At 68.1% G+C, this 13,604-nt stretch carries 13 protein-coding genes; all 13 read right to left on the reverse strand.

The features are described 5' to 3' along the window. Window position 1: 1 nt before the first annotated feature. The 13 genes from PMI12_RS08885 to PMI12_RS08945 all read right to left on the reverse strand — a co-directional run bounded on the left by PMI12_RS08885 (window position 2) and on the right by PMI12_RS08945 (window position 13,600). Window positions 2-535, reverse strand: coding sequence for a MarR family winged helix-turn-helix transcriptional regulator (locus tag PMI12_RS08885; RefSeq protein WP_007831218.1), 534 nt, complete (start codon window positions 533-535; stop codon window positions 2-4). After that, window positions 532-1,308 carry an SDR family NAD(P)-dependent oxidoreductase gene (locus PMI12_RS08890; protein WP_007831219.1) on the reverse strand — a complete coding sequence of 259 codons (777 nt, stop codon included), beginning with the start codon at window positions 1,306-1,308 and terminating at the stop codon, window positions 532-534. Before PMI12_RS08890 ends, PMI12_RS08885 begins: the two co-directional genes overlap by 4 nt. Window positions 1,309-1,413: 105 nt before the next feature. Continuing rightward, entirely contained in the window at window positions 1,414-3,003 is a 1,590-nt protein-coding gene (locus tag PMI12_RS08895; RefSeq protein ID WP_007831222.1) for an ATP-dependent acyl-CoA ligase, read from the reverse strand. After that, complete coding sequence (locus PMI12_RS08900; RefSeq protein WP_007831224.1) at window positions 2,993-3,724, reverse strand: ABC transporter ATP-binding protein; 732 nt, start codon at window positions 3,722-3,724, stop codon at window positions 2,993-2,995. The genes PMI12_RS08895 and PMI12_RS08900 overlap by 11 nt, the downstream gene beginning before the upstream one ends. Before the next feature lie 82 nt (window positions 3,725-3,806). Then, the gene (locus PMI12_RS08905; protein ID WP_007831227.1) at window positions 3,807-5,594 is read right to left on the reverse strand and encodes a branched-chain amino acid ABC transporter ATP-binding protein/permease; all 1,788 of its coding nucleotides are present in this window, start codon (window positions 5,592-5,594) and stop codon (window positions 3,807-3,809) included. Then, window positions 5,591-6,646, reverse strand: a complete 1,056-nt coding sequence (locus tag PMI12_RS08910) for a branched-chain amino acid ABC transporter permease (RefSeq protein WP_007831229.1) — start codon at window positions 6,644-6,646, stop codon at window positions 5,591-5,593. Before PMI12_RS08910 ends, PMI12_RS08905 begins: the two co-directional genes overlap by 4 nt. Before the next feature lie 34 nt (window positions 6,647-6,680). Beyond that, entirely contained in the window at window positions 6,681-7,844 is a 1,164-nt protein-coding gene (locus PMI12_RS08915) for an ABC transporter substrate-binding protein (RefSeq protein WP_007831231.1), read from the reverse strand. A gap of 40 nt (window positions 7,845-7,884) precedes the next feature. Continuing rightward, entirely contained in the window at window positions 7,885-8,349 is a 465-nt protein-coding gene (locus tag PMI12_RS08920) for an aromatic-ring-hydroxylating dioxygenase subunit beta (protein ID WP_007831249.1), read from the reverse strand. Beyond that, the gene (locus PMI12_RS08925; RefSeq protein WP_007831250.1) at window positions 8,346-9,665 is read right to left on the reverse strand and encodes an aromatic ring-hydroxylating dioxygenase subunit alpha; all 1,320 of its coding nucleotides are present in this window, start codon (window positions 9,663-9,665) and stop codon (window positions 8,346-8,348) included. Before PMI12_RS08925 ends, PMI12_RS08920 begins: the two co-directional genes overlap by 4 nt. A gap of 22 nt (window positions 9,666-9,687) precedes the next feature. Beyond that, entirely contained in the window at window positions 9,688-10,833 is a 1,146-nt protein-coding gene (locus tag PMI12_RS08930) for an ABC transporter substrate-binding protein (RefSeq protein WP_007831251.1), read from the reverse strand. Between the two features lies 1 nt (window position 10,834). Then, window positions 10,835-12,001, reverse strand: coding sequence for an ABC transporter substrate-binding protein (locus PMI12_RS08935; protein WP_007831252.1), 1,167 nt, complete (start codon window positions 11,999-12,001; stop codon window positions 10,835-10,837). Window positions 12,002-12,053: 52 nt separating this feature from the next. Beyond that, window positions 12,054-12,788, reverse strand: coding sequence for an SDR family NAD(P)-dependent oxidoreductase (locus PMI12_RS08940; RefSeq protein ID WP_007831253.1), 735 nt, complete (start codon window positions 12,786-12,788; stop codon window positions 12,054-12,056). After that, the gene (locus PMI12_RS08945; protein WP_007831254.1) at window positions 12,785-13,600 is read right to left on the reverse strand and encodes a cyclase family protein; all 816 of its coding nucleotides are present in this window, start codon (window positions 13,598-13,600) and stop codon (window positions 12,785-12,787) included. Before PMI12_RS08945 ends, PMI12_RS08940 begins: the two co-directional genes overlap by 4 nt. Window positions 13,601-13,604 lie beyond the last annotated feature (4 nt).

Below are 13,604 nucleotides of genomic sequence, written 5' to 3' on the forward strand. Positions count from 1 at the left end.
CTCAGCCCTCCTCGGCCGGCGGCTCGCCGCGCATCACGTGCACACGCAGCAAGCCCAGTTGGGTGTGCATCTGCTTGACGGTCTTCATGTCGAGCCCCGAGAACATCTCGAGGATCCATTGTTCGTGCTCGCTCGCCATCGTCTCGAAGGTGCGGCGCCCTGTCGGCGTGAGGCTCACGATCCACGCGCGGCGGTCGTCGGGGCTGGGCGCGCGGGCCACCATGCCTTCGCGCTCGAGTTCGTCCGTCAGGCCTGTGACGTTGCCGCCGGTCACCATGAGGTAGCGCGAGAGCACGCGCATCTTGAGCCCGTCCTTGTAGCGATGGAGCTGCGCCATGTAGTCGAAGCGCGCGAGCGAGATGCCGAAGCGCTCGCGCAGCCGGCGCCGGATCTCGGCCTCGATCTGCGTGGTGCTGGCCAGCATGCGCAGCCAGAGCTTGAGCATCGCGTGGTCCTCGTGGCCCGCGCGGGCTTCGTGGCCCAGTTCCTCCGCATCGCTCAGCACCGCGTGCGAGGCATCGTTGTCGCGCGTCATGTCACCTCTCCCCCTGAAACCGAGATCGACTGGCCGGTGACCGACGCAGCGCCCGTGCCGCACAGCCAGCGCACCGCATCGGCGACTTCGGCCGGCTGCACGATGCGCCGCTGCGGATTGACGCTGGAGAATTCGGCCAGCGCGTCGGCCTCGCTGCGCCCGGTCTTGCCGACCACGTTGGCGACGCTGTTGCGCAGGATGTCGGTGTCGGTGTAGCCCGGGCATACGGCATTCACCGTGATGCCCTTGCGCGCCACTTCGAGCGCCAGCGAACGCGTGAGCCCGACCACACCATGCTTGGCCGCGGTGTAGGCCGACACGTAGGCGTAGCCCTTCTGCCCCGCCGTGCTGGCGATGTTGACGATGCGGCCCCAGCCCGCATCGAGCATGTCGGGCAGCGCAGCCTGCGCGCACAGGAAGCTGCCGGTGAGGTTCACCGACAGCATGCGCTGCCAGAGCTCGAACGAGGTCTTGAGGAAAGGCGCGCTCTCGGCGGCACCCGCGTTGTTGACGAGCACGGCAACAGGGCCGCGCGCTGCTCGGGCCTCTGCGAAGGCCGCCTGCACCGCCTGCGGATTTGCCACATCGGCTGCAGCCACGCCATGCCCGCTGCCCGCGAGCGAATCGGCCACACGCTTCAGCGCTTCGCGGTCACGCCCCAGCAGCGTCAGAACGGCGCCTTCGGCGGCCAGGGTGCGCGCGATCTCCGCGCCGATGCCGCGCGCCGCGCCCGTGACGAGTGCATGGCGGCCGGTCAGTGAATTTGATTGCATACCTGAATGTTTTAGTTCTGAATCATTTTAGCGAAATGTACCGGCGAAGCTGTCAGCGCATGAAACAGCCGGAAAGAAAGGAACGCGTTGCGTCTGCCGGGAGCCTCAGGCCCTTGCGGGCCGGCCGTCCCAGGTCTGCGGACTCACGCCGCGCTCGCGCAGCTTGAACTTCTGCACCTTGCCGTTCTCGGTGCGCGGCAGGTCGGCCAGCACGTCGATGTAGCGCGGCACGGCGAAGTAAGGCAGCCGGCTTTCACAGAAGCGCACGAGTTCGGCCGGGTCGATCGGCACGCCGTCGCGCGCCACCAGCGCGGCCATCACCTCGTCCTCGGCCAGTTCGGATTGCACCGGGTACACCGCGCACGAAGCCACGCCCGGATGGCTCAGCAGCACCTGCTCGACCTCGAACGACGAGATGTTCTCGCCGCGCCGGCGAATCGCGTCCTTGATGCGGTCGACGAAGCGGAACGCACCGTCGGCGTCCTGCACCACGCGGTCGCCGGTGTGGAACCAGAGATTGCGCCAGGCCTCGACCGTCTTCTCCGGCATGTTGAAATAGCCGCTCGCGAAGGCATGGGGCTCGTCCGCGCGCAGCAGCAGTTCGCCGGCCTCGCCGGGTGGCAGCGCCGCATCGCCTTCGTCGGCCACGCGCGCCTGGAAGCCTGGGCGCAGCCAGCCCATGACACCGCCGCGCGGCGAATCCGGCGCGGTCGCGATGGCGAAATTGGTTTCGGTCGAGCCGTAGCCTTCGAGCAGTTGCACGCCGGTGCGCGCCTTGAATGCGGCACCTGCGGCGGACGGCACACCGGGCCCGAGGCCGATGCGCACCCGGTGATCGCGTTCGCCAGGCCCTTCGGGCTGCGCGAGCAGGATCGGCACCATTGCGCCCAGCAGGTAGACCACCGTCGCCCCGCTCGCGCGCATCGCCGGCCAGAAGCCCGAGGCCGAGAAGCGCGGCGCGAACACCACCTCTGCGCCCGTCAATGCGGCCTGCGCGAAGGTGTTGAGCGCATTGATGTGAAAGAGCGGCAGCGTGGTGCACAGCACGTCGTCGACGCCGACTCCGAGCACCTCCGCGCTGCTCACGCCCCACCAGAAATACTGCGCATGCGGGCAGACGACGCCCTTGGCTGGCCCCGTCGTACCGGAGGTGTACAGAATCGCGAGCGGGTCGCCAGGTTGCACCGCTGCGGGCGCCAGCGCCTCACCGCCCTCGGGGTAAGGCGTTACGCGCACGCCCTGGGGCGCCTGCCAGCCGGAGGACTCCGCCTCGCCCACCACCCAGACCTCGCGCAACGCGGTGCGCGCCAGATCCGCCGTCGCGAGCCGCTCAAGAAAACCCGCCTCGATCACCAGCAGTTTCGCCTGGCTGTTCGCGAGGAAGTATTCGATCTGCGGCCCCATCGACGCGGTGTTGACCGGCACCATCGACGCACCCAGCCAACCCGCGCCGAGGAAGCTTTCGAGAAACTCGATGCGGTTGCCGCACATCACGGCGAAGCGGTCGCCGCGCACCACGCCGGCCGCGGCCAGCGCACCGGCGCGAACGGCTGCAGCCTGCGCAGCGTCGCGATGCGTCCACTCGTCGCCACCGATCCGAAGCAACGGACGCGAGCCGAACAGCCCGGCCTGCCGCTGCAGCATCGCCGGCAAGGTGCGCTGCACGGGCGGCACAGCCCGCGGGTCACTCGTCATCGTGCGTGCCTCCGCCGAGATAGGTCGCCTGCACGCGCGGATCGCTCGCCAGCTCGGCCGAGGCACCCGACAGCGCGATCTCGCCGGTCTCCAGCACATAGCCTTCGTCCGAGCTTTCGAGCGCCGCACGCGCGTTCTGCTCGACCAGCAGGATCGAGACGCCGTCTTCGCGCAGCTTGCGCACGATGGTGAGGATGTCGCGCACGATCAGCGGCGCGAGGCCGAGGCTCGGTTCGTCGAGCATCAGCAGGCGCGGTGCCGACATCAGCGCGCGCCCCACCGCCAGCATCTGACGCTCGCCGCCCGAGAGCGTGTCGGCGCGCTGCGAACGCCGTTCGGCCAACCGCGGAAATCGGTCGTACACCGACTGCAGCCGCTTCTTCATCGCATCGCCGCGCAGCCGCTTGGCATAGGCGCCGAGCTGCAGGTTGTCGAGCACGGTGAGTTCGCCGAACAGCTCGCGCTTCTCGGGCACGAGGCACAGGCCGCGCTCCACACGCGCTTCCACGTCGAGCCCCTGCAGGTCTTCGCCCTCGAAGCGCAGCGTGCCCTTGCAAGGCAGCAGACCCATCGCGGCCGCCAGCAGCGTGGTCTTGCCCGCGCCGTTGGGACCGATTACCGAAATGATCTGGCCCGGCTGCAGGTCGAGCGACACGCCGCGCACCGCCTCCACCTGCCCGTACGACACGTGCAGATCGCCAATCTCCAGCATCGCGGTCATTTCGCTACCCCCAGGCTTGTCACTTCGTGTACTTCTCCTACCCCCTGAAGGGGGCCCGCGCCTTCGGGCGGCCGTGCGGCGCTCATACAACACTCCCCAGGTAAGCCGCCTGCACCCGCTCGTCCGCGCGCACCGCCGACGGCACGCCCTCCACGAGCTTGGAGCCGAAGTTCATCACCACCAGCCGGTCCACCAGTTTCATCACGAAGTCCATGTCGTGTTCGACGATCAGGATGGTCACGCCCTCCTCGCGCAACTTGCGCAGCAGGTCGCCGAGCGCCATCTTTTCCTTGCGGCGCAGGCCGGCGGCGGGCTCGTCGAGCACCAGCAGCACCGGGTCGGCGGCCAGTGCGCGCGCGATTTCCAGAATGCGCTGCGTGCCCAGCGGCAGGCTGCCCGCCAGCTCGTGCGCGCGGTCGCCCAGGCCGATGCGGTCGAGCTGGCGCTGCGCCTCCTGCAGGATCTGGCTTTCTTCCATGCGGTCGAGCCGCAGCCCCGCCTTCAGGATGCCCGAGCGCGTGCGCGAATGCGCGCCCAGCGCCACGTTGTCGAGCAGGCTCATGTGCGGGCGCAGCTTCACGTGCTGGAAAGTGCGCGCCAGCCCCAGCCGCGCCACCTCGCGCTGCGGTTTGCCTGCGATGTCGTGCGCCAGGAAGCGCACCTGGCCCGCGCTCATCGGCAGCGTGCAGGTCAGCAGGTTGAACATGGTCGACTTGCCCGCGCCGTTGGGCCCGATCAGCCCGACGATCTCGCCGGCCTTCACGTCGAAGCTCACGTCGTTGACGGCCACCAGCCCGCCGAAGCGCTTGACCGCACCGTTCACCGACAGCACCTGCGAGCCGCGCTCGGGCAGCGTGCGGTGAGGCAAGGGATCGACCGGCGGGGCCTCGTGGCGCGAAGGCTCCTGCGAGCCGCTGCGCCGGTGCGTCCAGCGGCGCAGCAGGCCCATCACGCCGCCGCGCGCGAAGTGCAGCAGCAGGATGAAGAGCGCGGCGAATGCCACCGCCTCGAGCTGGCCGGCGCGCTGCGTGAGCATCGGCAGCACGTCCTGCAGGCCGTTCTTCAGCACCAGTACCAGCGCGGCGCCCACCAGTGCGCCCGCCAGCTGGCCGAGCCCGCCGGCCACGGCCATCAGCAGGTACTCGATGCTCGCGCGCACGTCGAAGGGCGACGGGCTCACGAAGCGGTTCATGTGCGCGTAGAGCCAGCCCGCCAGCCCCGCGAACAGCGCGGCCGTGACGAACAGTGACAGCCGCACGCGGTAGGCGTCCGCCCCCACGCTCGCCAGCAGCGTGGCACCGCCGCGAAGCCCGCGAATCGCGCGCCCCGGCCGCGACTGCAGCAGGTTGTGGCTGAACAGGCAGGCCAGCCCGACCACCACCCAGATCAGGTAGTACATCGAACGCGGATCGGCCAGCGACCAGCCCGCGACCTGCAGCGGTGGAATGTTCGACAGGCCCGTGTGCCGCCCAAGCGCATCGACATTGCCGAACAGCATTGCGATCGACAGTCCCCAGGCGATGGTGCTGAGCGGCAGGAAGTGCCCGCCCAGGCGCAGCGTGAGCATGCCGATGGCCAGCGCCGAGAGGCCGGTGAGCAGCAGCGCGAACAGCAGCCCGATCCACGGCGACATGCCCTGCGTGGTCGTGAGCCATGCCGTGGCGTAGGCTGCGATGCCCACGAAAGCCGCCTGCCCAAACGAGGTCGCGCCGCCCACGCCGGTGAGCAGCACGAGGCCCAGCGCCACCAGCGCGCCGATGCCGATGTCGTTGAGCAGCGAGACCGTGAAGCTCCCCGCCACCACCGGCACCAGGGCCAGCACGACCACCACCGCGGCGATCCACGTCATGCGTTTGCGGTTGGCGCTCATTGGTCCACCTCGTCTTCTTCCTCTTCGGCATGCGTGGCCATGAAGGAGCGCAGCATGAGCACGGGGATCAGCAGGCTGAACACGATCACGTCCTTCAGCGCACCGCTCCAGAACGAGGCGAAGCTTTCCACCACGCCGACTGCGAGTGCACCCACCGCAGTCATCGGGTAGCTCACGAGCCCGCCGATGATCGCGGCCACGAAGGCCTTCAGGCCGATGATGAAACCCGAGTCGTAGTACATGGTCGTCACCGGCGCAATCAGCACGCCGATCAGCCCCGCCAGCAGCGAGGCGCATCCGTAGGCCAGCAGTGCGGTGCGCACCGGCCGGATGCCGACCAGCCGCGCGCCCACGCGGTTGACCGCCGTGGCGCGCAGCGCCTTGCCGGCCACCGTGCGCTCGAACACCAGGAAGAACAGCCCGCTCAGCACGATGGCCGCGCCCACCATCAGCACCACCTGGCCGCTGACCGTGAAGCCGTCGCCCAACGTGAACACGGCGCTGGTGAGCGGCGTGGTGCGCGAGCCTTCAGGTCCGAAGAACAGCAGGCCCAGGCCAGACAGCAGGAAGTGCAGCGCCAGCGACACGATCAGCAGCACCAGCACCGAGGCGTCGGCGATCGGCTGGAACACCACGCGCGCCAGCAGTGGTGCGATGGGCACCACCAGCAGCACGGCCACCGCGATGTGCACCGCGACCGGCACGCCGGGCCGCGCCGCAAGCCACGCGAGCAGGCAGGGAATCGCGGGCAGCACGCCCCACATCAGCACCGCCTTGGGAATGCGTGCAGCCTCGCCGCGCCGCAACAGGCTGCCGATTTCCGTTGCCAGCGCCAGGGCAGCGAGCACGGCGACCATGCCTATGGTCGGCGGGACGCGGCCGGTCTCGAAGGCCGCGAGCGACAGCGCCGCAAAGGCCGCGATGTCGCCGAAGGGCACGAACACCACGCGCGTGACGGAAAAGATCAACACCAGCCCCAGGCCGGCCAGCAGGTAGACGGCACCGTTGGCCAGGCCGTCGGTGAGGAGAATGAGCGCCACGTCCCAGGTCATCGCGCGGCCCTCCGGAAAATCAAGGGCGAGCGGTTCAAGGTGCGAGCTTCCATTGGCCGTTGTCGAGCTTGACGATCACGCGGGCGCGTTCGTCCACGCCGTAGAGGCTGCCGGGCTTGAAGGTGTAGACGCCGTGCGTGCCCACCACTTCCTTCGTGCTGAAGATGGCGTCGCGCAGCGCCACGCGGAACTCGGGCGTGCCCGGCTCGGCCTTCTTCATGGCGCGCGATGCGGCGTCCGCAAACACCAGCCAGCCGTCGAACGAATAGGCCGAGTAGGCGTCGCCGGTTGGCGCGTTGTTCGCCTTCTGGAACACGGCGCGAAACTCGGTCGCGATCTTCTTGGTCGGGTAGTTGTCGGGCAATTGCTCGGCCACGATCACCGGGCCGGTGGGCATCAGCGCGTTCTGGCCGGCCGCGCCGACCACCCGCACGAAGTCGGGGTTGATCAAGCCGTGCTGGCCGTACACGCCACCCTTGAAGCCGCGCTCCTGCAATGCGAGGAACGGCAGTGCGCCCGGCGTTCCGGCGCCGCCGGTCATCACCGCATCGGGCCGCAGCGCCACGATCTTCAGCACCTGCCCCGTCACCGACGCGTCGGCGCGCGCATAGCGCTCGTTGCTCACCACCTTGATGCCGGCTTCGGGCGCAGCCTTCATCAGTGCGTTGTAGACCAGGTCGCCCCAGGCATCGGAGAAGCCGATGTAGCCCACCGTCTTCACGTTGTTGCGCTTCATGCGCTCGACGACCGCATCGATCATCAATTGCGTGGGCTGGGCCACGGTCATGACCCAGGGGTTGTCGTTCGGGTCGAGCAAGATGGGCGTGAGGCCGATCATCGGCGTCTTCGCTTCCTTGCCAACCTGCGCCATCGCGATGGCGGCGGGCACGCCCGAGGTGCCCATGAGCACGTCGACCTTGTCCTCCTCGATCAGCTTGCGCGCGTTGCGCCCGGCCGTGGTCGGGTCGGAGCCGTCGTCCAGCACGATGAGCTGGACCTTGCGGCCGTTCACCTCCGGCTTGTACGCCAGCGCGGCCTGCATGCCCTTGGCATAGGGCACGCCCAGCGAGGAATTCGGCCCTGAGAGCGACACGCTGAGACCGACCTTGAGGTCGGCCGCCAGCGCGCTCCCAACACCACAGGCAATCAGCGCCGCGGCGAGTGCACCGCGCGTCAAGGTCTGCATCAGGCTCTTCATGTCGTAGCTCCGGTGAGGATGGTTGGAATGGACAGGTAACTCAGATGAACAACTGGATGGCCGGCAACGCACGCGTGGCGTTGAGCAGGTCGATGCGCTTCTCGCGGATGCGCCAGCCGGCCGGCGTGCGAACGAGGTGATGGCGCGCGGTGCCGCTCAGCAGGATCTGGGATTCGCCTCGCGCTTCGACGTACAGGAATGGCGTGCGCAGGCGCGCTTCATCGGCGTTCTCGTGCTCGATGCGCGAGGGCTGCAGCACGTGCTGGCTGTGGCTGGCTGGATGCTGCGAATGCGCGCGCGGGCTCTTGAGGCGCTCCACGCGCAACTGCAGCAGCAGCCGGTCTTCATAGGCCAGCGAGTTGTGCGAGAACGGATCGGCCTGCGCAGCGCCGAGCAGCGGCACCCAGTAGTGGCCGTCGCCGGCAAAGAGCGCCAGCCAGTCGTCGAAGCGCCGCTCGTCGAGCAGGGCCGCTTCGTGGGCGGCGAAATCGCGCGGAACGGTCATGGCGCGGCCTCCACGGACATCGACTTCGCCCAGGCGCGGAATTGATTGCGCATGAGCAGCTCGTTGGTGCCGTTGGTGGTGATGGTCGACTGCGCGAGCTCGGCCGCATCGAAGTTGCGGTGCAGGCTCACCCATTCGTTGCCGCCCGCGCGCAGGCCCTGCTGGATGCTCTCGAACAGGTGCACGTCATCGTGCGCCACTACCGACATCGGTGAGAAAACAAGCCGGTTGTAGCTCATGGCGCGCTCGAACAGCAGCGCGGGTGCGCCGGCCGCGCGGAAGCTCCACGCCTCGATCAGCGTGCGGTCGGCGGCCAGCGGACGGATCACGCGGATGGCCTGCGGCGAGCCCTTGACCGACAGGCTCGGATAAAGAACGGAGTTCTGCGGCGATCTCTGCAGAATTTCGGTGGCGCGCCCAATGCCGTGCGCCGCCTGCATCGCGGCCTCGTACTCCGGCAGCTGCGCATAGTTGGAGTGGATGCTGAAGTTCACGCCCAGCACACTGTGGCCATTGGCGAACACGCGCCCGCCCATCTTGTCGAAGAACTCGTAGCCCGAGCCGAAGGGCAGGATCTGCTCCATCGCCATGGGCTTGGGGTCGGTGGGCGCATGGCCTTCCCACAGCGCCTCGGCCGCCTTGGTGGCCGACTCGTGCGTGGACATCGGGTGCACCGTGTCGTTGATGTTCTCGAGGTACATCTTCCAGTTGCAGTGGACGATGTTGCGCAGCACGCCGCCGCCCACGATGAGCTTGCCCTCGGGCGAGCGGTCGACCATGTTGTCGATGGCGCCCAGCACCTCGCCGAAGTAGTCCTCGAACGAGGGCCCCGTGTCGGATAGGCGCACGAACACGAAGTCGCGGTACACCTTCACGTGCCTCACCACCGACAGCCCCTGCCCCGACTCGCACGCCTTGAGCTGCGTGCCCTCGTAGCCGTTCTTCAACGGTACCCCGAGCGGCGCGCCGTCGAGCTTGTAGGTCCACGCGTGATACGGGCAGCGGAAGAAGCGGCCGGTGTTTCCGCTCTCGTCCGTCACCAGTTGCGTGCCCTTGTGGGCGCAGCGGTTGTAGAGCACGTGCACCGCGCCGTCGGGCTGCCGCACCATCAGCAGCGGCCGGCCCGCGATGTCCTGCGCCACGAAGTCGCCGGGCTCGGGCACCTGGCTCGCATGGCCGAGGAAGACCCAGTTGTTCGCGAACAGGCGCTCCTGCTCGAGCGCGAAGATCTCCTCGCTCAGGTACAGGTCGCGGTGCACGCGGTCGTGCTGCACGAGGGCGGCGACGCGTTCGGGATGGTGGCGGTAACTGGTCATCGACGTGGGCCCGGGTCTTTTTTCAGGGAACCAGCTTCCACTGCCCCTTGTTCATCTGCACGATCACCACGCCGCGGCGGTCGGAGCCATAGCTATCGCCGGGCTTGAAGGTGTAGATGCCGTGCGTACCCACCAGCTCCTTGGTGCTCACGATGGCGTCGCGCAGGGCGGTGCGGTATTGCGGTGTGCCGGGCTCGCCCTTGGCGCGCGAGGCGGCATCCGCCAGCAGCAGGTAGGCGTCGTAGGTGTAGGACGAAAAGGCGTCGGTCGGCACCGCGCCGTTCACTTTCTGGTAGGCGTTGCGAAAGCCCATCGACACCTTCTTGATCGGGTTGCTGTCGGGCAACTGGTCGGCCACCAGCACCGGTCCGCTGGGCACCTGCAGGCCTTCGACGGAGGCGCCGCCCACGCGCACGAAGTCGGCGTTGATGAGGCCGTGCGTGCCATAGATCTTTCCCTTGTAGCCGCGCTCGGCCAGTGCGATGTAAGGCAACGCACCGGGCGTGCCGGAATTGCCCGCGAACACGGCGTCGGGTCGAGCCGCGACGATCTTCAGCACCTGCCCGGCCACCGAGGAATCGCTGCGCGCATAACGCTCGTTGGCCACCACCTTGATGCCGGCAGCGTCGGCGCTCTTCACGAGCGAGTCGTAGGCCAGGTCGCCCAGTGCGTCCGAGAAGCCGATGAAGGCGACCGTCTTCACGCCGGACTTCTGCATGCGGTCGACCACGCCCGCGACCATGAGCGGGAATGGCTGCGACACCGTCACCGTCCACGCGCCCTCAGGGCCGGCGATGGTGACCGGCGTGGGCGAGATCAACGGTGTGTTCAGTTCCTTGGCCACCGCTGCGATGGCCATCGCACCTGGCACGCCGGAGGTTCCTATGAGCACGTCGACCTTGTCTTCGGTCACCAGCTTGCGTGCGTTGCGGCCGGCGGTGGTGGGGTCTGACGCGTCGTCGAGCGCGATCAGCTGGACCTTGCGGCCGGCGATCTCGGGATGCTCGGCAATGGCAGCGCGGATGCCCTTCTCGTACGGAATGCCGAGCGCAGCCACCGGACCCGAGAGCGAGCTGATGAAGCCGATCTTCAGGTCAGCCGCCATGGCCTGCGAAGCTGCCAGAGCAAGCACTGTGGCGCCAAGGATGTGGGCTAGCTTGTTCTTCATCTCAGGGCACCAGCTTCCATTGACCCTTTTCGAGCTTCACGACGACGCGCGAGCGATCATCCGAGCCATAGCGATCAGTGGGCTTGAAGTTGTAGACCGAATGCGTGCCCACCAGCTCCTTGGTGCTCACGATGGCATCACGCAGCGCCAGCCGGAATTGCGGCGTGCCGGGCTCAGCCTTGCTGGCCAGCGCACGCTGCGCAGCATCGAGATAGATCAGCCACGCATCGAAGCTGTAGGCCGAGAAGGTATCAGTGGGCGCCGCGCCGTTGGCCTTCTGGTAGGCAGCGCGAAAGTCCATCGCGATCTTCTTCATCGGGTTGTTGTCGGGCAGCTGCTCGGCCACCACCACCGGGCCCGTGGGCGCCAGCAGGCCTTCGACCGACGAACCGCCGACGCGGATGAAGTCGGGGTTGATCAGCGAGTGCATGCCGTAGATCCTTCCCTTGTAGCCACGCTCGGTCAACGCGAGGTACGGCAACGCACCGGGGGTGCCCGAGGCACCGGTAATGACCGCATCAGGCCGCAGCGCCACGATCTTCAGCACCTGCCCGGCCACCGACGAATCGCTGCGCGCATAACGCTCGTTCGACACCACCTTGATGCCGGCCGTGGGCGCCGATTTCATGAGCGCGTCGTAGACCAGGTCGCCCCAGGCGTCGGAGTAGCCGATGTAGGCCACCGTCTTCACGCCGGCCTGCTTCATCTTCTCGACCATCGCACCCATCATCAACGGCGCGGGCTGCGGCAGCGTCACCATCCAGGCGCCGTCCTCGCCGGCCAGGTCGGCATTGGCGATGGAGATCAGCGGTGTCTTCGTCTCGCGCGCCACGCCGGCAATGGCCAGCGAGCCGGGTGCGCCGGCCGTCCCGATGATGACGTCGACCTTGTCTTCCTCGATCAGCTTGCGCGCATTGCGCGCGGCCGTGGACGGGTCGGACGCATCGTCGAGCTGGATCACCTGCACCTTGCGACCGCCGACTTCGGACTTGTAGGCCAGCGCGGCTTTCATGCCCTTGTCGTAGGGAATGCCGAGCGAAGACACCGGTCCCGACATCGAGGTGATGAAACCGACCTTGAGATCGGCGGCCCATGCGCCCGCGGCGCTCAGCGCGCCGAGGCCCGCGGCAATGGCCGCGAGTGTGCGAATTCGGTTCAGGACTTTCATGGCGATGCTCCAGGGATGGTTTGGGATGAACGTGGAAAAGCGAAAGAAGAATTCAGAGGGCCAGGCTGCCGACGCTGGTACCGCCGCACACGTACAGCACCTGGCCGGTGACGAAGCTGCTGTCGGCATCGGCGAAGAAACGTACGGCGCGTGCCACATCGGCCGATTCGCCGAGGCGCTTGACGGGCACCGAGGCTGCGAGCGCGCGTTCCTTCTCGCTGCCGGCTTCGACCACGTCGTAGAACATGTCGGTGCGGATCGGCCCCGGGGCCACCACGTTCACCGTGATGCCGTCAGCGGCAAGCTCCAGCGCCCAGGTGCGCGCCATGCCCAGCATGCCGGCCTTGGTGGCCGAGTAGCTGGTGCGCGTGGCCAGCCCCAGCGCGGCGCGTGACGACAGCAGCACCACGCGGCCGAAGCGCTGCGCACGCATCGCGGGCAGCGCACCTTGCACGAGCTGAATGGCACAGCCCAGGTGCAGGTCGACCAGTGCGTCGAGGTCGTCGAGCTTTACTTCGGGCAGCAGCGCGGCGCGGATGACGCCTGCGTTGTGGACGATGGTGGTCGGCGCGAAGCGTTCGACCAGTTCGCGCACCGCCTCGCCCGTGGCGGCGCGGTCGCTCAGGTCGACCTCGATGCTGTGCAGCTTCGGGTGGTCGATCTCGGCCTTGCGGCGCGCGAGCGACACCACCTCGTAGCCCTGCGCGAGCAGGTCCTCGCAGATCGCCTTGCCGATGCCGGCGCTGCCGCCGGTGACGGCCGCGACCTTGGGCGCCGCGCCGCTCATGCCGATGCCCCCACCAGCGCGAGCACCCGCAGCGGGCTGCCGCTGCCCTTCTCGATCTTCAGCGGCGGGCAGATCAGCACCGCACCCACGGGCGGCAGCAGGTCGAGGTTGCTCAGGCACTGCAGCCCGTAGCGCCCCGCGCCGTGCATGTAGTAGTGGCACGGGTACGGCGGGCGCAGGTGATAGCCCTGCCCGGCATCGGTGCCGATGGCCTCGGAGCCGAAACCCAGCACGTCGCGCTGCTCGACCAGGAAGCGCACGGCCTCGGTGCTCGGGCCGGGCGTGTGCTGACCGGTTTCGTCGAAGTTCTGGTACGCCTCGGGGTCGCTGCGCTTGGACCAGTCGGTGCGCATCAGCACCCACGCGCCCTTCGGGATGCGGCCGTGCGCCGCCTCGTAGGCCTCGATGTCCTCCAGGGTCAGCAGATAGTCGGGGTCGTCCTTGACCTGCGGCGAACAGTCGATCACGCAGGCCGGCGCCACGAAGTGCTGCACCGGAATGGTGTCGACCGAGTTGTTCGGCAGGTCGCGGCCCGAGATCCAGTGGATCGGCGCGTCGAAGTGCGTGCCGGTGTGCTCGCCGCACGAGAAGTTGTTCCAGTACCAGCCCGGACCGCGCTCGTCGTACTTCGACACTTCCTCGATGCGGAAGGGCCAGCACTGCCCCATCTCGGGCGGCAGCGCGATCTGCGGAAACTCGGGCGTCAGCGTCTGCGTGAGGTCGATCACGCGGATGCGGCCGCTGGCCATCGCGGTCACGAGGCCGCTGAGGATTTCGGCGGTGGACATCAGTTCGGTGGTGATGGTTGTCATCGTG

Source organism: Variovorax sp. CF313 (assembly GCF_000282635.1).
Classification (GTDB): domain Bacteria; phylum Pseudomonadota; class Gammaproteobacteria; order Burkholderiales; family Burkholderiaceae_C; genus Variovorax.